Source organism: Microbacterium bovistercoris (assembly GCF_003387575.1).
Taxonomy (GTDB): Bacteria; Actinomycetota; Actinomycetes; order Actinomycetales; family Microbacteriaceae; genus Microbacterium; species Microbacterium bovistercoris.
On sequence record NZ_QUAB01000043.1, the window covers coordinates 104376 to 124179 of the forward strand.

Consider the following 19804-nt stretch of genomic DNA (forward strand, 5'->3'; position numbering starts at 1 on the left):
TCGGTCAGCTCACCCGTTGCCGTAGGCGGGGTAGAGGCTTTCGCCGCCGTCGTAGGCGAAAGGGCCGCCACCGTTCCAGTACCAGATGCCGTTGCGCCAGTTGCTGGTGGTATCGGGGTCGGGCACGGGGCCGAAGGTTCCCAGGTCGTTATCCGAAGTGTCGGTGGCCTGGATGAAGATGTCGGTGCGCCAGTAGATCACGCCGTTCGGCAGATACTGGTTGTTCTGCCCGATCCACGGGGCGGGGACTTCTCCGTCGAGCGCGAACCACACCACGCCTCCTGGGGGAAGCGCTACGTTGTTCAAGGTGACAGAGGCGGGGTCCATGCGCAGCCAGACCTCGTCCCATGCAGGAAGAGTGCCGTTTGACTGGACGTTCTGTGTGTATTCCGCGGCGGCGGACGTGACCCAGGGCGAAGCGCTGCCGATCGAGCCGCCGTTCCGTCCGCCGAGATCGACGGTCGTGTATGGGCTGTAGGCATCCGCGTTGGCGCTGATGCCCTGGTTCCACATGCGGGGGAACTCGAACATGACAGTCAGCGAGCCGGCGAAGGTTGCCGTCCCGGTGTTCCGAATCGAGAATGCGCGGCGGAAGTCACGGTTGCTGGGGTCGGTGTTCGTCCCGCTGGTGTAGTCGTTCCCGAAGCGGTACCGGCCCTCTGCGCCGCCGAGCGCCAGCACCTCCAGGTCAGTCGTCGGGTCGAACGGCGGCTCGCTCGCGGCCGCAAGCGGAGCGGCGACCGCCAGTCCCACCACCGGCGCTGACCAGGCGCCGGCGATCAGGGCACTGCGCCGAGTGAGCTTCGCGTCCAGCAACGGCTTCGCGTTGTCTTCTCGCGGTTCTTCCACGATTGTTCCTCCTGGTCGTGCGCGATGGCGATCGGCCGATCTAGCTGCAGATCAGCCGTGTCGCGGCGACGCCCGCTCTGCAAACGCTTCCGCGTATACATTCTGCAAACGCTTCCAATATAGGCGAGACTCGTGTTCGTTGTCATCACATTTCTCTGGGGATTAAGCGGATGAAGCAGAAGCAAACGCTTGCAGATTTGGTGGTGTCGTTGTTACCGTGAGGCGACCAACCAGCGCCCGCCGACGCGCCTGGCCGTGGCGTCGGGACCGGCGGGCCTGGACCATCGCACGGCCACTCGTCAAAGGAGACCCAATGGCGCTCAGTCATGAGTCCGACATCACGTCCGCCCCTCGATCCCGCCTGAAACGCCTCGGCGCGCTCGCGGCATCCGCGACCTTCGCTGCCGGCATGCTGGTCGCAGCACTGGCATCCGCAAGTGTGCCCGCCGAGGCTTCGCCGGGCACACCGTCGCCGGCGGTCGCCTCGCCGAACGGGCGAGGGGACGCCGTTCTCAACCTGTTCCAGTGGACCTGGAACTCGGTGGCGGCGGAGTGCAAGCGCACCATCGGCCCGGCTGGCTTCGGCTACGTGCAGGTGTCTCCGCCGCAGGAGAGCATTCAGGGCACTGCCTGGTGGACCTCGTACCAGCCGGTGAGCTACAAGATCGAGTCGAAGCTGGGCAGCCGGGCCGATTTCCAGAACATGGTGAGCGCGTGCAAGGACGCCGGTGTCGGCGTCATCGCCGACACGGTGATCAATCACATGGCCGGCGCTGACACGGGCTCGGGTGCGGGAACAGGCGGCACGAACTACTCGGTCGACAGCTTCCCCGGCGTTCCGTACGGATACAACGACTTCAATGACTGCCGGGCGAACATCTCGAACTACGGCGACCGGTACAACGTGCAGAACTGCCGCTTGAGCTCTCTGCAGGACCTGCGCACCAGCTCTGACTACGTGCGCGGCAAGATCGCCGGGTACATGAACGATCTGCTGAGCATGGGCGTGGCGGGTTTCCGCATCGATGCCGCCAAGCACATTCCGGCATCCGATCTCGCCGCGATCAAGGCGAAACTCTCGAATCCCGACGTTTATTGGGTGCAAGAGGTCATCGGCGCCGGCGGTGAGCCGATCCAGCCGTCGGAGTATGTCGGCAGCGGCGACGTGCACGAGTTCAACTACGGCCGCGAGCTGAAGTCGCGCTTCGACGGGCAGATCAAGGATCTGCGCTCCATCGGCGACAATAAGCTGCCCTCCGACAAGGCAGGCGTGTTCGTCGACAACCATGACACCGAGCGCAACGGCGAGACCATGAACTACAAGTGGGGAGCCAAGTACAAGCTCGCGAACGCCTTCATGCTCTCCTGGCCGTACGGCTCGCCGAGTGTGTACTCGGGGTACACGTGGGACAACAAGGATGCTGGGGCGCCCGGAGCATCCGCGGCATCCGTTCCCGATGCGAATTGCGCCGACACTGCGTGGGTCTGCACCCAGCGGTGGACCGAGATCACCGGCATGGTGGGCTTCCACAACGCTGTCGCCGGCACCTCGGTGACCAACTGGTGGGACGACGGGAACAACCACATCGCATACGGGCGGGGCGACAGGGGATACGTCACCATCAACAACTCGGCGTCGGCCGTGACGCGTACCTATCAGACCTCACTTCCGGCGGGAACGTATTGCGACGTCGTCGCGTCGAAGGACTGCAGCAAGACCTACACGGTCTCGGCGGCGGGTTCCTTCCAGGCGACAGTGCCGGCGTACGGCGCGCTCGCGCTGGATGTCAAGCACCTCAGTGGTGGCGGCGTGCCCACTGACCCGACCGATCCGGCGGACCCGGACAGCACCACTGTCTTCTATTCGACCGGCAAGCAATGGAACGCGTATAACGTGCACTACCAGGTCGGCTCGGGCGCATGGACGTCGGTGCCCGGCGCTTCGATGATGCCCGCATGCACGGGCTGGGTGTCGAAGAAGATCGACGCGGATGCCACGATCACCGCGGCATTCAACAACGGTGCCGGCACCTGGGACAACAATGGCGGCAAGAACTATGTGCTCACCGGCGCAGCCGTCGCCGTTTCGGACGGCAAGGTCACCGCGGGTGATCCGTGCGACGACGGCAGCACCCCGCCCGCCGAGACGCAGGACGACGCGGCCTTCTCCGTGAACGCCTCAACCGTCTGGGGGCAGTCGGTCTACGTCGTCGGCAGCATCCCCGCGCTCGGCAACTGGGCGCCGGCCAGCGGAGTGAGACTGTCCGCGGCGACATACCCCGTGTGGAAGGCGACCATCGACCTCCCCGCAGGAACGTCGTTCGAGTACAAGTACGTCAAGCGCGACGCGAACGGCAACACCGTCTGGGAGGGCGGCAGTAACCGCACGGCGACCGTCGGGTCGAACGGCGCGGTCACGCTGAACGACTCGTGGCGGTGATGACCGGAGTGCGATGAGGTGTGGCTGCGCCCTCCGGGGCGCGGCCACACCATTGCGCTCCCGCTCCGGGCACTTGGCATAGGTGGTCTTGCCGGCGCCGCCCGGCCCGCACATCATCACGACCCGGGGCCGACGCAGCGCAGCTCATCTCCTGGCGCCCGGCCGAGGCTACACTCCGCCGCCGACATCCCGTCCGTCCGAGTCCGCCCGCGCGAGTACATGTCGCGGCGTTCGTCACCGACCGGAACGGACGGAGCGTCACGGCCTCGCCGCGAGTACGGGCACCTCGAGCGTCACGTCACCAGTATGCGCGACGCATCCCGGGGACGTGGGCACTCTTCGTTTCGCTTCGCGGATCCTGAGCGAGGAGCGCAGCGAGACGAAGTGACCAAGGGCGCTCAGGATCCGGACTGCACAGTCCGGGCATCCGCCTCCGCGATGCCGCGGCGCATCTCCTCGCGCGACTCCGCAGGCCAGGGCCCGGAAGCCGCGAGCGGGATCTCCGTGAGGAATCGGCGCTCCGGTTCGGGAATGCGGGCGACGAGCAGGTCGGGATCCGAACCGGCCGTCGAGTACAGCGCCGGTCCGTCGGCGTAGAACAGGTCGGTGACGACCATCCGACCGTCGGCGCCTCGCATCACGTTCGACGGATTCGTGTCGAGCGGACCGCACCAGGGCAGTTCCCGCAGCGCCCTGGTGTGGATGCCGTCGATGATGTCGACCAGCTCCGCGACGGCCTCGTCGCGGTCGGCGATCAACCCGTGGAACGCCCGGGCATCAGACTCGTCCACGGGGGTGAGCCACTCCATCAGCTGCAGGTCGCCGCCGCCGGTCAGCCGTCGATGCGCGAACAGGTCGGGTACCAGCCGGGTGTGCGCGGCCGCGCGGTACAGCTCGGCGGTGTACGGTCCGGTCGGATCGAACGGGCTGATCCGCACCGCTGCCGAACCGTCCGGTGCGCGCAGCGCGATGGCCCAGTCGCCGGCACCGGCCCGCGTCCATCCGGCATCCGTGAAGGCGCGCTCGGCGGCGCGGTGGTCGGCATCCGCGGGGAGCGCGGCGAGCGTGGCATCCATCCTCAACCTCGAGACGTCGTGTTGTTGCGGCGGACCGCCGCGGAGATCACGGCGATCAGGGTTCCCGCGGCCACGCCGATCACCGTCTCGAGCATCCGATCCCGAAGCAGCACGTCGACAGGACTCGGCGCCGCGAGCTCCACCATCATCAGCGCCAGCGGCGTGATGAAGATCATCGCGATGCCGTAGTTGCGCCCCACGAACATCTCCGCGCAGGCCTGGAAGGCGATCGCGATCAGGATGACGGCGAGCGGCGGCAGGTGCAGGGCGAGGATGCCGGCGGCGACCAGGATCCCCGCCAGCGTGCCGACCAGGCGCTGCAGCCCGCGGATCACCCGTGCGGTGAGGTGTGCGCCGCTGACGGCGGCGGCCGCTCCCACCATCGCCCAGTACCAGTGGGTTCCCACCAGCAGCAGCCCGATCGCGCCGCCGAGCAGTGTGGCGACCCCGACCGTGACCGCCATCTCCCAGGCGACATCGCCGATCGGCTGGCGGACCCTGGTGATCTCGATACCGGGAAGGCGTCGAGCGCCGGCCGCCGCGAGCACGGTGGTCACCAGCAGCGAGAAGATCACGCTCCCGACGCCGACGGCGAGCACGTTCGCGAACGATGCGGTGGATGCCGGGATGCTCGCCGTCGCCCCGATCGCGAACACCGCGAACAGCCCTCCCGGCGGGTGCCACCGCATCGCGTAGGCGAGCAGGGTGACCAGCGATGCGACCACGGCGACCGAGACCACGGACACCAGCGGCGGTGCCCCGACGACCGACAGCCCGGTGCCGGCGAGCATCGCCAGCACCAGGATGCCGCCGGCACCCGCCTGCATGCGCAGGCGATCGCCGAAGCCGTCGGTGCGTCCGTAGAGTGCCGCGAAGGCGCCGAAGCTCGCGTAGATGCTCAGGTCGAGCCGTCCGATCGCCCACAGCATCAGCAGCGGAACGCCGACGCTGACGGCGGCCCGCAGTGCGACGCGGTGGTCACCTCGCGACGGGGCGACCCGGATCACGCCCGTCCACACCCGACCTCGAGAATCCGCCACATCTCAAGGGTAGACACCATGCACCGCGGGATCGGCGTTCACGCCTGCCGTTTCATCCGCACCGCCGACCAGGTGTCCGACAGCGAGATGTTCGCGTTGAGGGTCCAGCCGAAGTCCGCCACCCGCTTCCAGATGCTGTCGCGATTGATGTCGGTCCGGTTGCCCTTCGGATAGCCGATCCACACGGCTCTCGGCGAGACCAGCACGGGCGCCGTGTCGCGCAGCAGGCCGTCGAGTGCGGCGGCGTCGGGGGCGAACATCACGGCGACATCCGCAGTGTCGCGGTCGATCCCGGCCACAGCGGTGACGCCCTGGGGCAGCGGGTCGAGCAGTGCGCTCTGCTCGGGCGTCCCCGCGATGAGCACCTCGGTGCCCGGCTTGATCTGCAGCTTCTCGGCGGTGGTACGCGGCATGACTGCATTCTCCCGCATCCGCAGTCACGGCGATCCGGCGGATGCCGGAGGGGCCGACTCCGCTGTCTCCCGCCCCTCCGCCGCCGCCGTGATGCGCGCCGCCATCCCGGAGAAGATCAGGCCGTGGAACGGCAGCACGGCGAACCAGTAGAGCCGCCCGGTCAGACCACGGGGGAAGAAGACGGCCCGCTGCTCGTACGTCGATCCGATGGCGGACGGACGCGCTCGCAGTTCGAGCCAGGCCGCACCGGGCACCTTCATCTCGGCGCGTAGCCGCAGCAGGCCCTCGCCGCCGACATCCGGGGGCTGTACGGCCTCCACGCGCCAGAAGTCCAGGGCATCGCCCACCGTCAGAGTGCTGCGGCTGCGCCGGCCCCGGGCCAGGCCGACTCCGCCCACGAGACGGTCCATCCAGCCCCGCACCGCCCAGAGGAAGCCCGAGGAGTACCAGCCGTTCTCTCCGCCGATGCCGAGGATCACCGCCCAGAGGTTCGGCACCGGCGCGCTGGTCTCCAGCGATCGCTCGTCGGTGAAGACCGTGCGGCCGGCCCAGTCCGGATCGCTGGGCAGCGGGTCGCTCGGGGCGCCGCTGACCTCGGCATCCTTCCAGCTCGTCTCGACGGAATCGGCGGCCGCGCGGCCGAGCGCGAGGGCGACCGCGCGCCGGTACGGGGTCAGGCCGCCCTCGGGTGGCGGGATGATCTCGTCGACGGCGTGGTCCTTCACGATGCACTCGTTCTGCAAGGAGGCGACCAGCGGGCGGGCGATCGCCCGCGGCACCGGCGTCACCAGGTTCACCCAGTGCGAGGCGAGTCCCGGAGTCAGCACCGGCAGCGCCGCGATCGCACGCTGAGGGAGTCCGGCCTCCACCGCGTAGCCGTTCATCATCTGCCCGTAGCGCAGCACATCGGGGCCGCCGATGTCGACCGCGCGGTTCACCGTCGGCTCCACGCGGGCGGCGCCGAGCAGGTAGTGCAACACGTCGCGGATCGCGATCGGCTGGATGCGATTGCGCACCCATTTCGGGGCGGGCATGTACGGCAGCACGTCGGTGAGGTGGCGGATCATCTCGAACGAGGCCGAGCCTGACCCGATGACCACGCCGGCCTGCAGCACCAGGGTCGGCACGCCCGAGTCGAGGAAGATCTCCCCGACCCGCACGCGCGAGCGCAGATGCGGCGAGAGGCGGATGCCTTCGGGGTGCAGGCCGCCGAGGTAGACGATCCGCCGCACACCGGCGGCCGCCGCGGCGGAGGCCACGGTCTGGGCAGCACTCTCGTCCGCGTCCTCGAAGCCCTTGCCCGCAGTCATCGCGTGCACCAGGTAGTACACGACGTCGACGTCGGTCATCGCCCTGGCGACGGCATCCGCGTCCTCCGCCGAACCTTCGACGATCTCGACGTCCGATCCCCACGGCAGGGAGGCGGCGCGGGCCGCATCTCTGGCCAGCACGCGCACCCGATAGCCGGCGTTCAGTAGCCGCGGCGTGAGGCGCCCGCCGATGTAGCCCGTGGCGCCCAGCACCAGTGCACGCGCGGTGCCTTCGCCCCGCGGGATCGCGCGGAGTGCGGGCTCGCGGCCGGTGGGCTGGGTGAGTTCCGTCATCATCCGAGACTACGGATGCCTGTCGCGGGGGTGAAGGAGATATCGGGACACGGCCGCCGAGCGCTGGCAGGATGGCCCCGTGGCACTGACCCCTGCATCCCGCGACAACGAGGCGACGACTCTGCGCGACATCGCGCGCCGGCGGCTTCGCACGCAGCTGCTCGATGCGCCGGCATCCGATGCCGAGAGCGTGGTCCGGGCGATGCTCGCCGTGCAGGCAGAGAATCCGGCGCAGTCCGCCTGGGCGGTCGCGACCCGCACGGTCTCGCCCGACAGGGCTGACCTCGCCCAGACGCTGGCGGACGGCACGGTCGTGCGCACCCATGTGCTGCGTCCGACCTGGCACTACGTGCACCGGGATGATGCTCGCTGGCTGATCGAGCTCACCGCGCCGCGCGTGCTGCCGGTCTTCGACCAGCAGCTGGGACCCTCGGCGGACCGCATGACGGCGCTCACCGACGCGATCGCGGACGCCGTCGCGGGAGGCCGCGGTCTCACCCGCGCCGAGATCGCGAAGGCGCTCGGGGATGCCGGACTCGACATCCCCTCGTCCCAACTGACGCTGCTGCTCGGGCGGCTCGAGATGCACCTCCTGCTCAGCAGCGGCGCCCCGCGCGACGGACAGCACACCTACGCGCTCATGGACGAACGTGTGCCCGCATCCGAGCCACTCGACCGTGATGAGGCACTCGCCAGGTTGGCGCTGCGCTACCTGGCATCGCACGGCCCGGCCACCGACCGCGACCTCGCCTACTGGGCGACGCTCACGTTGACCGATGCCCGCCGCGGGATCGCCGCCGTGGCCGATCGGCTGGAGTCCCTCGAGCACGACGGGCGCACCTACTGGCACGCTCCGGGGACCGAGCCCTCGCCACCATCGGCATGGTGCTCTGCGACGGCCAGCTCGTCGCAGGGATGAAGCGGAGCGTCGACGCCAGGAGGGTCGTCTTCGACATCGTGCCGCACCGCCTGCTCACCACCCGCGAGAAGCGCGAGATCCAGCAGGCTGCCCGGCGGTACGCCGCGCACCTCGGGGTCGAGCCCGAGGTCGTCTACGCGGAGCCCTGAGCGCCCAGCGCCGTGGCATCCGAGCATCCTGCGTCCCGCGGACGACCTGCCCCCGAATAGACTTCAAGCGACGCGCATGCAGCCCGGCGCAGGGGTGCGAAGGGGGCGCGAGAGGGGACGACGACGTTCATGGGCGAGCAGGCGGCATCCGCAGCACTCGACGAGGCTTTCGAGGCACTGGACCCCGCGTTGCGGGCCGGGATGGAACGCCTCGTCGCCGGACTCGATCCCGAAGACATCGCGGAACGCGACCCGCGCGACATCGTCGGCGCCGCTCTGTCGATGCGCGAGCTCGCCGCTCGGCGTGACCGCGGCCAGACCCACGTCGCCGTGTTCACCCCGACGCTCAGCGAGCACGGCTGGAGCTCACGGCGCACCATCGTGAACATCTGCACCGATGACGCGCCGTTCCTGGTCGACTCCGTGACCGCGGCCGTCGCACGCCAGGGCCTCTCGGTGAACCTGCTCGTGCACCCGATCGTCGAGGTGCGTCGCGAAGACGACGGAACGCTGCTCGAGATCGGCGCCCGCGGCGGCGAACTCGAATCGTGGATCCACCTCGAGGTCGACCGCATCCCCACCGCCGAGGGCCGAGCGGACCTCGAGCAGCGGCTGACGGAGGTCATCGCCGACGTGCACGCGGCGATCGACGACTGGCAGCCGATGCGCCGCGCCTGCCTCGACATCGTCACCGACCTGCGCACCTCGCCCCCGGCCACGGCCGATCCCGCGACGATCCGTCCGGCGATCGACTTCCTCAGCTGGCTCGCCGACGACAACTTCACGTTCCTGGGCTACCGCGAGTACGACCTGAAGACCGAGGAGAACGGCGAGGACGTGCTCGTGCCCGTGCCGCACAGCGGCCTCGGCATCCTGCGCAAGCCCACCACCGCCGTCGCGCATCTGCGCCCCGAGGCGCAGCGCACCGCGCGCGACCCGCGTCTCCTCACGATCACGAAGGCCAACTCGCGGGCCACCGTGCACCGCGACGTGTACCTCGACTACATCGGGGCGCGCATGTTCGACGACGAGGGCAACGTCATCGGCGAGCGCCGGTTCCTCGGCATGTTCACGTCGGCCGCGTACGCCGCGTCGGTGCTGACGCTGCCGATCGTGTCCCCCAAGGTGCGCGCCGTGCTGGAGGCATCCGGATTCTCGCCCGCGTCGCACTCGGGCAAGGATCTGCTGCAGGTTCTGGAGGACTACCCGCGCGACGAGCTCTTCCAGGACACCCCGGAGCACCTGCTGAAGGTCGCCTCGGAGGTCAGCCGTCTGCGCGAGCGTCGCCGCGCCCGCAGCTTCCTGCGCCGTGATGAGTTCGGCCGGTTCGTGTCGGTGCTCGTCTATCTGCCGAAGGACCGGTACAACACCGCGCTGCGCCTGCGCGTCGAGAACCTGCTGCGCACGGAGTTCGCCGCCGAGAGCATCGATCACGCGACGCGCGTCGGCGACGGCCCGCTCGCACAGCTGCACTTCGTCGTGCGCGTGCCCCGCGGCTCGTCCCTGCCCGAGGTGGATGAGGCCGACCTGCAGGCGAAACTGGTCGAGGCCGTCCGCGGCTGGGACGAGGGCCTCGTCGACGCTCTGGACCACACCCACGGCGAGGACGAGACCGCGCGACTGCTCGCCCAGTACGGCGACGCGTTCCCGCTGGCGTACAAGGAGTCGGTCCGCCCGGACGAGGCGCTCGACGACATCGCCCTGCTCGAGATGCTCGACGAGCAGGAGTTCGCCGTGCACCTCAACGTTCCCGAACGGGGCGACGCCGACAAGCGCGTGCTCACCCTGCTGTCGCACCGGGAGTACCCGCTGACGCAGGTGCTGCCGATCCTCACCGACCTCGGCGTCGACGTCGTCGAGGAGCGCCCGTACACGATCACCCTGCCGAACGGCGAGGTGCGCTACATCTCCGACTTCGGCCTCGTCGCACCCGGCCTCGACGACGCCGGTTCCGAGCGCTGGCACGACCCGGCCTGGGGCGCCGACTTCGAGGCGGCGTTCTCGGCTTCCTGGACGGGCGCGGCCGAGAGCGACCGGCTCAACTCGCTCGTGCTGCTCGGCGGACTCGACTGGCGCCGCATCGTCGTGCTGCGCTCCATCGCGATGTACCTGCGGCAGATCGGGTCGGCGTTCTCGGTCGAGTACATCGAGCAGGCGCTCGTCGCCAACGCCGGTCTCAGCCGCGACCTGGTGCGGCTGTTCGAGCTGCGCTTCGATCCCGCGGTGACCGGCGACAGGGACGCGCAGGCGGATGCCGCGGAGGCGGCGCTGCTGGAGGCGCTCGACGGCGTCTCCAGTCTCGACGACGACCGCATCCTGCGCACCTTCATCGGCGTGATCGCGGCGACCTGGCGCACGAACTTCTACCAGCCGGCATCCGACGGCTCGCCGAAGCCGTGGGTGTCGATGAAGCTCGACTGCCGGCGGGTGCCGGGTCTGCCGAAGCCGCATCCGATGGCCGAGATCTGGGTGTACTCGCCCGAGGTCGAGGGCGTGCATCTGCGGTTCGGCAAGGTGGCGCGGGGCGGTCTGCGCTGGAGCGACCGCCGTGAGGACTTCCGCACCGAGGTGCTCGGGCTCGTGAAGGCGCAGATGGTGAAGAACGCCGTCATCGTGCCGACCGGCTCGAAGGGCGGCTTCTTCGCCAAGCGCCTTCCCGCGCCGAGCGATCGCGCCGCGTGGCTGGAGGCCGGCAAGGCCGCGTACCGCACGTTCATCCGTGGTCTGCTCGACCTCACCGACAACCGCGTCGGCACCGACATCGTGCCGCCCGCCGAGGTGGTGCGCCGCGACGGGGACGACTCCTACCTCGTCGTCGCCGCTGACAAGGGCACCGCGACGTTCTCGGACATCGCGAACGGCATCTCGGCGGAGTACGGATTCTGGCTCGACGACGCCTTCGCCTCGGGCGGCTCGGCGGGCTACGACCACAAGGCCATGGGCATCACCGCGCGCGGCGCCTGGGAGTCGGTCAAGCGGCACTTCCGCGAGCTGGGTCTCGACACGCAGACCGAGGACTTCACCGTCGTCGGCGTCGGCGACATGTCCGGCGACGTGTTCGGCAACGGGATGCTGCGCTCCGAGCACATCCGGCTCGTCGCCGCCTTCGATCACCGGCACGTGTTCGTCGACCCCGAACCGGATGCCGCGGCATCCTTCGCCGAGCGTCGCCGCCTGTTCGAACTGCCGGGGTCGTCGTGGGACGACTACGACCGTTCGCTGATCTCCGCCGGCGGCGGCGTGTTCCCGCTGTCGCTGAAGTCGATCGCCGTGACCCCGCAGATGGCCGCGGCACTGGGGATCGACCCGGCGGTCAAGACGGTGACGCCGCTCGAGCTCAAGCGCGCCGTGCTGCTCGCCCCGGTCGACCTGTTCTGGAACGGCGGCATCGGCACCTACATCAAAGCGAGCGATGAGACGGATGCCGAGATCGGTGACCGCGGCAACGACGCGATCCGTGTGAACGGGCGGGACCTGCGCCTGAAGGTGGTCGGCGAGGGCGGCAACCTCGGCGTGAGCCAGCGCGGCCGCATCGAGGCGGCGCTCGCGGGCGTCAGCATCAACACCGACGCCATCGACAACTCGGCGGGCGTGGGCACCTCCGACCGCGAGGTCAACATCAAGATCCTGCTCGGCGCGATCGAGCGCGCCGGTCGTCTCGACCGGGAAGCGCGCAACACGCTGCTGCAGTCGATGACCGACGAGGTCGCCCGCCAGGTGCTGCGCGACAACTACGAGCAGAACGTGCTGCTCGGCAACTCGCGCGCCAACGCCGCCGTCATGCTGCCGGTGCACGAGCGCCTGATGGAATGGCTGGAGCAGCGCGAGGAACTCGACCGCGAACTGGAGTTCCTGCCGACGGCCGCCGAGGTGCAGGTGCGTGCCGGCGAGGGCCGAGGGCTCACCCGGCCGGAGTTCGCGGTGCTCGTCGCCTACGCGAAGCTCGCGCTCAAGGCCGATCTGAGCACGAGCGACCTCGCCGACGACCCGTGGTTCGCCCAGACGCTGGCGGAGTACTTCCCCGAACAGGTGCGGCAGACGTACGGGGCGGACCTCGACGCGCATCCCCTGCGCGCCGAGATCGTCGTGAACACGGTCGTGAACTCGATGGTGAACCGCGGCGGCATCACGTTCGCCTCGCGGGCGGCGGAGGAGACCGGGGCATCCACCGTGCACATCGCGCGGGCCTACGTCGCGGTGCGCGAGATCTTCGACCTGCGCAGCTTCGTCGTCGCCGTGGAGGCCACCGACAACCTCGTGCCCACGGCGGTGCAGACCGACATGTACCTGACGTTCCGCAGGCTGCTCGACCGGGCATCCCGGTGGTTCATGCAGCATCGCCCCGACCCGTTCGACATCGGGCGGCAGATCGACGACTTCCGCGAGCCGGTGACGTCGCTGTGGGCGCAGCTCGGCGAGCTGCAGCGCGGCGCCGACCTGGAGCGCTACGAGGGCCGCGTGCAGGAGCTGGAGGATGCCGGGGTGCCGGCCGAGCTGGCACGGCACGCATCCGGCATCCTGGACGCGTTCCCGCTGCTGGACGTCGCCGAGAGAGCACGCGCGAACGGCTGGGACACCGGTGAGCTGGCGGCGCTGTACTTCGCGCTGTCGGCGCGCCTGGGCTTCGAGCCGATGCTGACCAAGGCGACGGCACTGCCGCAGGGCGACCGCTGGGGCTCGATGGCGCGCGCGACCATGCGCGACGACCTGTATGCCGTGATGATCGAGCTCACCTCGACCATCGCGCAGCAGACCGAGACGGCCGACCCGGATGCCCGGATCGAGGCGTGGCTGGATCAGGGCGGCCCGTCGGCGCGGCGCGTGCTCGACGAGGCGCTCGCCGCGGCAGTGGCGGAGGACGGCGACGGCCTGGCGACGCTGTCGGTCGCGGTGCGCAGGCTGCGGTCGCTGGTGCGCTGAGCGGGGCCGGCCTGCATGCCGGTGTGCGCCTCAGCTCTCGGGCGTCTCAACGTGCACTACGACCTCGTGGTGGATCGGCGTCTTGATCGAGCGTGCGATGAAGCAGTAGTCGCCGACCCGCTCATGCAGTTCTGCGGCTGCTGCAGGGTCGCTGGCCGCGGTGATCGTCACGGTGGGGCGCAGGGTGACGCTCTCGAACTGGCCGGCGCCCGTGGCTTCCTCGACCATGATCCCAGCAGGGTGATCCTCGTAGGCGGTCACGACCACGCCGGCCTGGGCGGCGAGGCCGAGGTACCAGAGCATGTGGCATTGTGCGACCGAGGCGAGGTAGAGCTGTTCGGGGTTCCAGCGGGTGGGATCCCCGCGGAAGGCGGGATCCGAGGAGCCGAGCAGTGCCGGCGGACCGGAAGCCGCCACCTCGTGGTCACGCGAGTACGCGCGAGGGGAGGCCGTGCCCGCGCCGCTGTTGCCGGTCCAGGTCAGCTGGATCTCGTAGTCGTGTGTCGTCATGACGCGCTCCTTGTCGGGATCGGGCGCTGGCGCAGCGCCTCTCGGGTTGCGAACGCATGGTGTTCCACGGCGGCTCGTGCTGCCTCAGTATCGCCGTTGTGGAGCGCCCGCAGGATGATTTCGTGCTCCGCATGCACCGCCTGAGCGCGCTCGGGGGTCCCCAGACTGCGCCTCGTGCTGATCGTGATCTGGTCCCACCAGCCGCTCAGCGTGCTGCTGATGACGGGATTGTCCGCCAGTGCGGCAACCGCCTCATGAAACGCGCGGTTCGCCTCGATCGCACGGGCGAGATCGCCGGAGAGGGTGTGGCCGTTCGTCTCGGCGGCCAGCGACGTCAGCGCCTCCAGACGAACAGGAGCGACTTCTCCGCGAGCCACTCGCTGCGCTGCCTGGAACGCGGCCGAACCCTCGAGGCCGGCGCGCGCCTCGTGCAGTTGGGCGAGTTCGACGTCGCTGAGCAGACGGAGGCGAATGCCACGCCCCTGAGCCCGCACGAGCCCATCGCCTTCGAGGCGCTGAAGCGCCTCGCGCACCGGCGTGCGGCTGACACCCAGGCGCTCGGCCAGCTGGGACTCGGCCACCCGCTCGTCCTCGCGGATGCCACCCGTCATCACCAGCGTGCGCAGCGATTCGTAGACCGTCACCCCGCAAGTATTGCATGCAATATCTAGTTTTGCATGCAATGCCGATACGTGTGGCCCGGAAGTGTCTCATGACCGAACCGGCCGGGAATGTCGGGAACGCGGTCAGATGACACTGAATGTCGCGAGGTTCGCCAAATCTCGCGGGAACGGCGCAACTTTGTCGTGACACTTTCCCGAGGCCTGTCGGACTCTTTGTCCACGTTGCGCTCGAGCGAGCAGGCAGCAGCTATCGCGATCGGGAATCGACGAGCGCTGTTTCTCTAGAGGTACCTTCATCGGGCGTCGGCTCGTGCCGGTCAGCAGTGCCCCTCAACGTGGTGTAGTTCGCGGTGACCGCACCGCCCTCGTCGTAGACGTGGGCGCGGTCACCGTGTAGTCCCTTCGAGGAAACTCTCACATCCCACTCGAAAGGCATCTTCACGATGACCGCACCTCATATTGTCGACCCTGCCGGCCTGCTCAGCGAAGCCCCCGCGGATGCGTCGCCGGATCTGATGCGCAGCCTGCTGCAGACGATGATCAACGCGCTGTTGTCCGCTGACGCGGACGCGGTGGTCGGCGCCGAATGGGGCCAAACGCTCCAGCGACCGTGTCGCCCAGCGCAACGGCTACCGGCACCGCGACCTCGACACCCGGGTCGGCACCATCGATGTCGCGATCCCGAAGCTCCGCCAGGGGACCTACTTCCCGGAATGGCTGCTCGAGCGCCGCAAACGGGCCGAGTCCGCGCTGATCACTGTGGTCGCGGACTGCTACCTCGCCGGCGTCTCAACCCGGCGCATGGACAAGCTCGTCAAGACCCTCGGGATCCATTCGTTGTCCAAGTCCCAGGTGTCGCGGATGGCGGCGGACCTCGACGAGCACGTCGACCAGTTCCGGCACCGTCCGCTCGGTGACGCCGGCCCGTTCACGTTCGTCGCCGCCGACGCCTTGACGATCGGCATGGGTCTGGAACGCGCGCTGATGCTGCGCAAGGGCATCCCCGACATCCGCTACCTCCGCGCCGAGGATCCGCGCATCGCCTCGCAGATGCTCACCCTGGATCCGTGGCAGCACGTCTCTCCTCTGCCGGCCACCCGACGCGACATCTCCGTCGTGCTCGACGCCGCCGAAGACGAGGAGACTCTGGGCGACCGCATCCGCACCGCTCACGAGGACCTTCCCGATGCCGCCAGGGCGAGGCTCGGAACACAGGAGGGCCAGGTCAATCTGCTGCTGCGGATCGTTCTGCGGCCGATCGATCGCACCCTCACGTCCGACCAGGCGAACGGCATCCGCAATGCGATCTACCGCGCGGTTCATGAAGGACCGGTAATGGAGCTGGTCTGAGACCGGCGTCGTGCCCGGTCGCAGGCGCAGCCTGCGTCCGGGCACGACGGCGCGGATCGGAGTATGCAGCATCAGCCGCGTAGCGCGGCGATGGCGTGCTCGATGCGTCGCTGCCGAGTCTCTGGTCTCTTCGCGCTCTCGACGGAGCGCACGACCTCGCGCCTGCGGCTGGACGTGAGAGCGTCGTAGGCCGCGCGGGCATCCTGATCGACATCGAGGGCGGCTGCGAGATCGTCCGGTTCAACGACGATGCGCGGTTCGGTGTCGAGCGTCAGTTCGACCTCGACCTGGTCGCCTATCGCCACGCCGACGGCCCGGCGGTTGGCGTTGCTGAGCCCGATCAGATGGCGGCCGCGCATGATCGCGACCCGGCTCCGCCACGAATGATCGTTGATCCTGATCGTCACGGCGGGGCGAGCTCCCCCGCCGAGCGCTTCGACCACACCGGGCGGCACCTCCAGTCCGCGCATGGGCTCGGGCGGCTCGACCACGGCCAGGAACTTCATGATCTCTCCCTGCTCGCGACCGGCATCCGGGGCGATGCCGCTGGCACGGTCTCGGATGCCGGTGCGCTGTCACTCGGCGTATGGCTGGTCCGGCGCGTGGTCGCTGTAACCCAGGCTCCAGATGTAGCCGTCCGGATCGGCGAATGTGGCGCCGTATCCGCCCCACGGCAGGGCGCCGGCGGGTGTCAGAACGGTCGCGCCTGCCGCCTGCGCCTCTGCCAGGATCTCATCGACGCGGTTCTGGCTGCGGACGACGTAGGTCAGTACGACGCCGCTGAATCCGCTGCCTTCCGGGCTCGTGCCCACCTGTGCGGCGAGTCCGTCGCGTCCGTAGAAGCCGACCGGTGAGGCGCCGTCGGATTCGAAGAACACCGAGATGCCGAAGTCGCTCTGGATCTTCCAGCCGAGTCCTTCGGTGTAGAACTTCTTGGCCCGATCCATGTCCTGGACGCCGAGAAGAATCGAGCTGACGTGTGCTTTCATGCTGTACTCCCTGTTTGTGTGAGGTGATCGATTCCAGCATGCGAGAGCCGCGGCGCCTCATCAACGGGAGATGTCCCGACCGATCCATCAGTCATGCTTATGACAGGAGGGATAGGATCGGACGACCAGCACGGAGGCAACGCAGTGGAGCTTCGAGACATCGAGATCTTCCTCACCCTCGCCGAGGAATTGCACTTCGGCCGCACCGCGGAGCGACTGCACGTCTCGCAGGCGCGGGTCAGTCAGGTGATCGCCCAGCTCGAGATGCAGATCGGCGGAAGCCTGTTCGATCGCTCGAACCGCCGAGATGTCCGCCTCACGCCCGTCGGCGCCCGGCTGCGTGACGACCTCATCCCTGTTCATGACGCGCTGCAGAACAGCCTGGAACGCGCGAAGCTGTCTGCTCGCGGCATCGACGCCCGACTGCGAGTCGGGCTGATGCCGTACAACATTCCCGCCCTGCACGGCTACTGGGACGAGTTCGCCCGGCGCCACCCGCGATACGACCTGCAGGTGCGTCACGCGTCGTTCAACGACCCGTTCGGCAGCCTTCGCAGAGGCGAGATCGACGTGCTGGTCACCTGGCTCCCCGTCGAAGAGGCCGATCTGACGATCGGTCCCGCCCTGTTCACCGACTCCCGGGTTCTCGCGGTGTCCGTCGACCACGAGCTTGCCGGCAGGCCGTCGGTTTCCGTCGAGGAGCTGGCGGACTTCGCCCATATCAAGGTGCCCGGCATGCCGGAGGCGTGGGAGAACGGCTACCTGCCCTTCCACACGCCGAGCGGAAGAGCGATAGAACGCGTCGAGTCCGTCACCAACGCTGACGAGCTGCTGCAACTCGTCAGCACGGGCGAGATCATCCATCCGTTCCCGGCTCACGTCGCCCACTACTGGTCCCTGCCCCAGATCCGATGGGTGCCGATCCCGGACCTGCCCCGGCTCACCTACGCGCTCGTCTGGCGCACAGCCGCCGAGAACAGCCTGATCCGCGCTTTCGCCCGGACTGTCGCAGATCTTGGGCCCACCCTCGAGGGGCGAGAACGACGTTGATTCAGCTCATGAGCTCGAGACGGCGCAACCACCACGCGTCGAGCTCGAGCTCGAGCGAGAGCTGGATGGGGCCGATCTCGCGCGCGATGTCGACGAGCTCGCGGGTCCAGCGGCCAGCCGGTCCGACACGTTGCACCATTCCCCATCTCAGCACGGGGCGCTCTTCGATCGGGATGTAGACGGCCGCGCCGCGGTCGTAGTACTTGAGTCCCTGACCGCAAGCAAAAGCCACGGCGCCGTCGTCCTCGGCGATGGACCAGAGAACCTCCTCACGAGTGCGCACTCGGCGCTTCGTCTGCGACGACGCATGACCGCCCGGAGACACGGCAGCCTCCCAATAGTCCGGCACGGGCAGACCGGAGGGCAGAACGTCGTACGCCGACAGCTCAGCCAGAGACACAGACGCTCGGGCGGCGAGCTCGTGCGCCGGCGCGACCATCGCGACGACGGGTTCGATGAACGCCTCCACGGCGACCTCGAGGTCGGGCTCGTGGACCGGAAGCCACAGGAGTGCGATGTCCACATCGCCGTTCCGTATCGGTGTGAACGGATCGTCGATCCGGATCTCACGGAGGCGTATGTCGACGTGTGGGAAGCGACTTCGGAAGAGGGCGGTGATCGGTGCCAGATCCTGCCACATCGGCCCCATCACCCCGAACGTGAGCGCATCTGGCCCGCCGAGCGCGGAGCTCTTCGCCGCTTCAACACCGTCGAGAATGCGTCGATAGCCGGCTTCGAGGTCGTCCCGCAGCTGCACACCGAGTGGGGTCAGGGCCACCTTGCGGCTGGTGCGTTCGAACAGCGGAGCACCGATCCGCTTCTCCTGCTTCGCGATCGACTGGCTGACCCGCGGCGGCGAGATGAACAGCCTCTCCGCTGTGCGACCGAAATGCAGCTCCTCGGCGAGGGTCAGAAAGATCTCGATGTCGCGCAGCTCCATCCACAGCATCCTTCCGATCGTTAACTCCGGGCGCAAGGGGCGTTTCGCGCCTGGACATTGTTCGCGTTCGGGCGAATCGCGAGGCTAGGCACATGGAGAACAACCCCACCGCAAGGAGAGAAGAAATGACCACGACGACACTCCCGACGAGCCCGCGGATGACCAATCCGGTCGCCCTCCTCGACGGCGCCTCAGGTGCGATCTTCGCGCTCATGAAGGCCTCACGGCAGACGGACCTGGCGCACTCGACGCTCGAGCTGGTACACCTGCGGGTGAGCCAGATCAACGGCTGCAGCCCCTGCGTCGACTCCGGCGTGAAGTCGGCCAAGCAGGCAGGCGAGACCGACGAGCGCCTGCATGCGGTGGTCGCCTGGCGCGAGACACCGTACTTCACCGACGAGGAGCGCGCCGCACTGGCACTGGCCGAGAGCGCCACCCGGTTGGCCGATCGACCGGATGCCGTGTCCGACGAGGTCTGGAACGATGCAGCGAGTTTCTTCGACGAGCGTCAGCTGGCCGCATTGATCCTGTACATCGCGACGACCAACCTCTTCAACCGCCTCAACGCGACCACGCGCCAGCTGGCCGGCCGCTCCTGGAAATGAAAGGCACGACCATGGCAACTGTACGAACTCACCGATACACCGTCGAGACGGGCAGCCTGGCCACGATGCTCGAACACCGCACGAACCTGATCGACGGCATCCGGTCCGCGAATCCCACCTTCGCTGAGGCGACGCTGATCAAGCTGGACGACGGCTCCTACCTCGACATCTGGCGTTGGGAATCGGCGGAAGACATGCAGCGCGCCTCGCAGGTCGCAGCAAGCATCCCTCTGGTCGGAGCAACCCTGAGCCTGACCGCGGATCACTCTGTGCTCGACGGAGAGGTTCTCGACCGGCGGTGACGCGACACACCCGCGCCGGTGCCC

General features: G+C 68.6%; 17 protein-coding genes and 1 pseudogene. 8 read left to right on the top strand and 10 right to left on the bottom strand.

Annotation, left to right across the window (positions count from 1 at the left end; translation table 11 throughout):
* Positions 1-9: 9 nt before the first annotated feature.
* Positions 10-849 carry a hypothetical protein gene (locus DY023_RS11260; RefSeq protein WP_116242428.1) on the bottom strand — a complete coding sequence of 280 codons (840 nt, stop codon included), beginning with the start codon at positions 847-849 and terminating at the stop codon, positions 10-12.
* A gap of 313 nt (positions 850-1162) precedes the next feature.
* Between DY023_RS11260 and DY023_RS11265 the strand changes: the two genes are divergently transcribed.
* On the top strand, positions 1163-3289 hold the full coding sequence (locus tag DY023_RS11265; protein ID WP_245958671.1) for a carbohydrate-binding module family 20 domain-containing protein: 2127 nt from the start codon (positions 1163-1165) through the stop codon (positions 3287-3289).
* Between the two features lie 398 nt (positions 3290-3687).
* On the opposite strand, the gene DY023_RS11270 is transcribed toward DY023_RS11265, so the two are convergent.
* From DY023_RS11270 to DY023_RS11285, 4 genes are read right to left on the bottom strand one after another with little or no spacing between them, the layout of a single operon-like run.
* Positions 3688-4365: a hypothetical protein gene (locus tag DY023_RS11270; RefSeq protein ID WP_116242429.1), complete on the bottom strand. Its 678-nt coding sequence runs from the start codon at positions 4363-4365 to the stop codon at positions 3688-3690.
* A 2-nt stretch (positions 4366-4367) separates the two neighbouring features.
* On the bottom strand, positions 4368-5405 hold the full coding sequence (locus DY023_RS11275) for an FUSC family protein (RefSeq protein WP_116242430.1): 1038 nt from the start codon (positions 5403-5405) through the stop codon (positions 4368-4370).
* Positions 5406-5443: 38 nt separating this feature from the next.
* Positions 5444-5818, bottom strand: a complete 375-nt coding sequence (locus tag DY023_RS11280) for a DUF3052 domain-containing protein (RefSeq protein WP_116242431.1) — start codon at positions 5816-5818, stop codon at positions 5444-5446.
* A 24-nt stretch (positions 5819-5842) separates the two neighbouring features.
* A complete protein-coding gene (locus DY023_RS11285) occupies positions 5843-7423 on the bottom strand; it encodes an SDR family oxidoreductase (protein ID WP_116242432.1) in 1581 nt (526 codons plus the stop codon).
* Between the two features lie 79 nt (positions 7424-7502).
* On the opposite strand from DY023_RS11285, the gene DY023_RS11290 reads away from it, so the two are divergent.
* The 3 genes from DY023_RS11290 (at position 7503) to DY023_RS11300 (ending at position 13411) form a co-directional block, all read left to right on the top strand.
* Positions 7503-8342, top strand: coding sequence for a winged helix DNA-binding domain-containing protein (locus DY023_RS11290; protein WP_116242433.1), 840 nt, complete (start codon positions 7503-7505; stop codon positions 8340-8342).
* Positions 8339-8491 carry a hypothetical protein gene (locus DY023_RS18035; protein WP_181905821.1) on the top strand — a complete coding sequence of 51 codons (153 nt, stop codon included), beginning with the start codon at positions 8339-8341 and terminating at the stop codon, positions 8489-8491. Before DY023_RS11290 ends, DY023_RS18035 begins: the two co-directional genes overlap by 4 nt.
* A gap of 129 nt (positions 8492-8620) precedes the next feature.
* Positions 8621-13411: an NAD-glutamate dehydrogenase gene (locus DY023_RS11300; protein ID WP_116242435.1), complete on the top strand. Its 4791-nt coding sequence runs from the start codon at positions 8621-8623 to the stop codon at positions 13409-13411.
* A 30-nt stretch (positions 13412-13441) separates the two neighbouring features.
* On the opposite strand, the gene DY023_RS11305 is transcribed toward DY023_RS11300, so the two are convergent.
* Positions 13442-13921 (bottom strand): OsmC family protein, encoded by a 480-nt coding sequence (locus tag DY023_RS11305; protein WP_116242436.1) that lies wholly within the window; start codon positions 13919-13921, stop codon positions 13442-13444.
* A complete protein-coding gene (locus DY023_RS11310; RefSeq protein WP_116242437.1) occupies positions 13918-14565 on the bottom strand; it encodes a GntR family transcriptional regulator in 648 nt (215 codons plus the stop codon). The genes DY023_RS11305 and DY023_RS11310 overlap by 4 nt, the downstream gene beginning before the upstream one ends.
* Before the next feature lie 422 nt (positions 14566-14987).
* On the opposite strand from DY023_RS11310, the pseudogene DY023_RS18275 reads away from it, so the two are divergent.
* Positions 14988-15894, top strand: a pseudogene (locus DY023_RS18275) (transposase).
* A gap of 71 nt (positions 15895-15965) precedes the next feature.
* Here DY023_RS18275 and DY023_RS11320 read toward each other — a convergent pair.
* Together DY023_RS11320 and DY023_RS11325 are read right to left on the bottom strand one after the other, a co-directional pair.
* Complete coding sequence (locus tag DY023_RS11320) at positions 15966-16400, bottom strand: YdeI/OmpD-associated family protein (RefSeq protein WP_116242438.1); 435 nt, start codon at positions 16398-16400, stop codon at positions 15966-15968.
* Between the two features lie 69 nt (positions 16401-16469).
* A complete protein-coding gene (locus DY023_RS11325) occupies positions 16470-16883 on the bottom strand; it encodes a VOC family protein (RefSeq protein WP_116242439.1) in 414 nt (137 codons plus the stop codon).
* 144 nt (positions 16884-17027) lie between these two features.
* Here DY023_RS11325 and DY023_RS11330 point away from each other — a divergent pair, with 144 nt between their 5' ends.
* Positions 17028-17933 carry a LysR family transcriptional regulator gene (locus DY023_RS11330; RefSeq protein WP_116242440.1) on the top strand — a complete coding sequence of 302 codons (906 nt, stop codon included), beginning with the start codon at positions 17028-17030 and terminating at the stop codon, positions 17931-17933.
* A gap of 1 nt (position 17934) precedes the next feature.
* Here DY023_RS11330 and DY023_RS11335 read toward each other — a convergent pair whose 3' ends face one another.
* Entirely contained in the window at positions 17935-18882 is a 948-nt protein-coding gene (locus tag DY023_RS11335) for a LysR family transcriptional regulator (protein ID WP_181905822.1), read from the bottom strand.
* A gap of 116 nt (positions 18883-18998) precedes the next feature.
* Here DY023_RS11335 and DY023_RS11340 point away from each other — a divergent pair, with 116 nt between their 5' ends.
* Positions 18999-19478: a carboxymuconolactone decarboxylase family protein gene (locus DY023_RS11340; RefSeq protein WP_220347294.1), complete on the top strand. Its 480-nt coding sequence runs from the start codon at positions 18999-19001 to the stop codon at positions 19476-19478.
* 11 nt (positions 19479-19489) lie between these two features.
* A complete protein-coding gene (locus DY023_RS11345) occupies positions 19490-19780 on the top strand; it encodes a hypothetical protein (RefSeq protein ID WP_141895591.1) in 291 nt (96 codons plus the stop codon).
* Positions 19781-19804 lie beyond the last annotated feature (24 nt).

Excerpts from the sequence above, each read along its gene's own strand:
- DY023_RS11265 (WP_245958671.1), top strand. The coding sequence starts at position 1,163 with ATGGCGCTCAGTCATGAGTCCGACATCACGTCCGCCCCTCGATCCCGC.
- DY023_RS11270 (WP_116242429.1), bottom strand. The coding sequence starts at position 4,365 with ATGGATGCCACGCTCGCCGCGCTCCCCGCGGATGCCGACCACCGCGCC.
- DY023_RS11280 (WP_116242431.1), bottom strand. The coding sequence starts at position 5,818 with ATGCCGCGTACCACCGCCGAGAAGCTGCAGATCAAGCCGGGCACCGAG.
- DY023_RS11285 (WP_116242432.1), bottom strand. The coding sequence starts at position 7,423 with ATGACGGAACTCACCCAGCCCACCGGCCGCGAGCCCGCACTCCGCGCG.
- DY023_RS18035 (WP_181905821.1), top strand. The coding sequence starts at position 8,339 with ATGAAGCGGAGCGTCGACGCCAGGAGGGTCGTCTTCGACATCGTGCCG.
- DY023_RS11300 (WP_116242435.1), top strand. The coding sequence starts at position 8,621 with ATGGGCGAGCAGGCGGCATCCGCAGCACTCGACGAGGCTTTCGAGGCA.
- DY023_RS11305 (WP_116242436.1), bottom strand. The coding sequence starts at position 13,921 with ATGACGACACACGACTACGAGATCCAGCTGACCTGGACCGGCAACAGC.
- DY023_RS11320 (WP_116242438.1), bottom strand. The coding sequence starts at position 16,400 with ATGAAGTTCCTGGCCGTGGTCGAGCCGCCCGAGCCCATGCGCGGACTG.
- DY023_RS11325 (WP_116242439.1), bottom strand. The coding sequence starts at position 16,883 with ATGAAAGCACACGTCAGCTCGATTCTTCTCGGCGTCCAGGACATGGAT.
- DY023_RS11335 (WP_181905822.1), bottom strand. The coding sequence starts at position 18,882 with ATGCTGTGGATGGAGCTGCGCGACATCGAGATCTTTCTGACCCTCGCC.
- DY023_RS11340 (WP_220347294.1), top strand. The coding sequence starts at position 18,999 with ATGACCACGACGACACTCCCGACGAGCCCGCGGATGACCAATCCGGTC.
- DY023_RS11345 (WP_141895591.1), top strand. The coding sequence starts at position 19,490 with ATGGCAACTGTACGAACTCACCGATACACCGTCGAGACGGGCAGCCTG.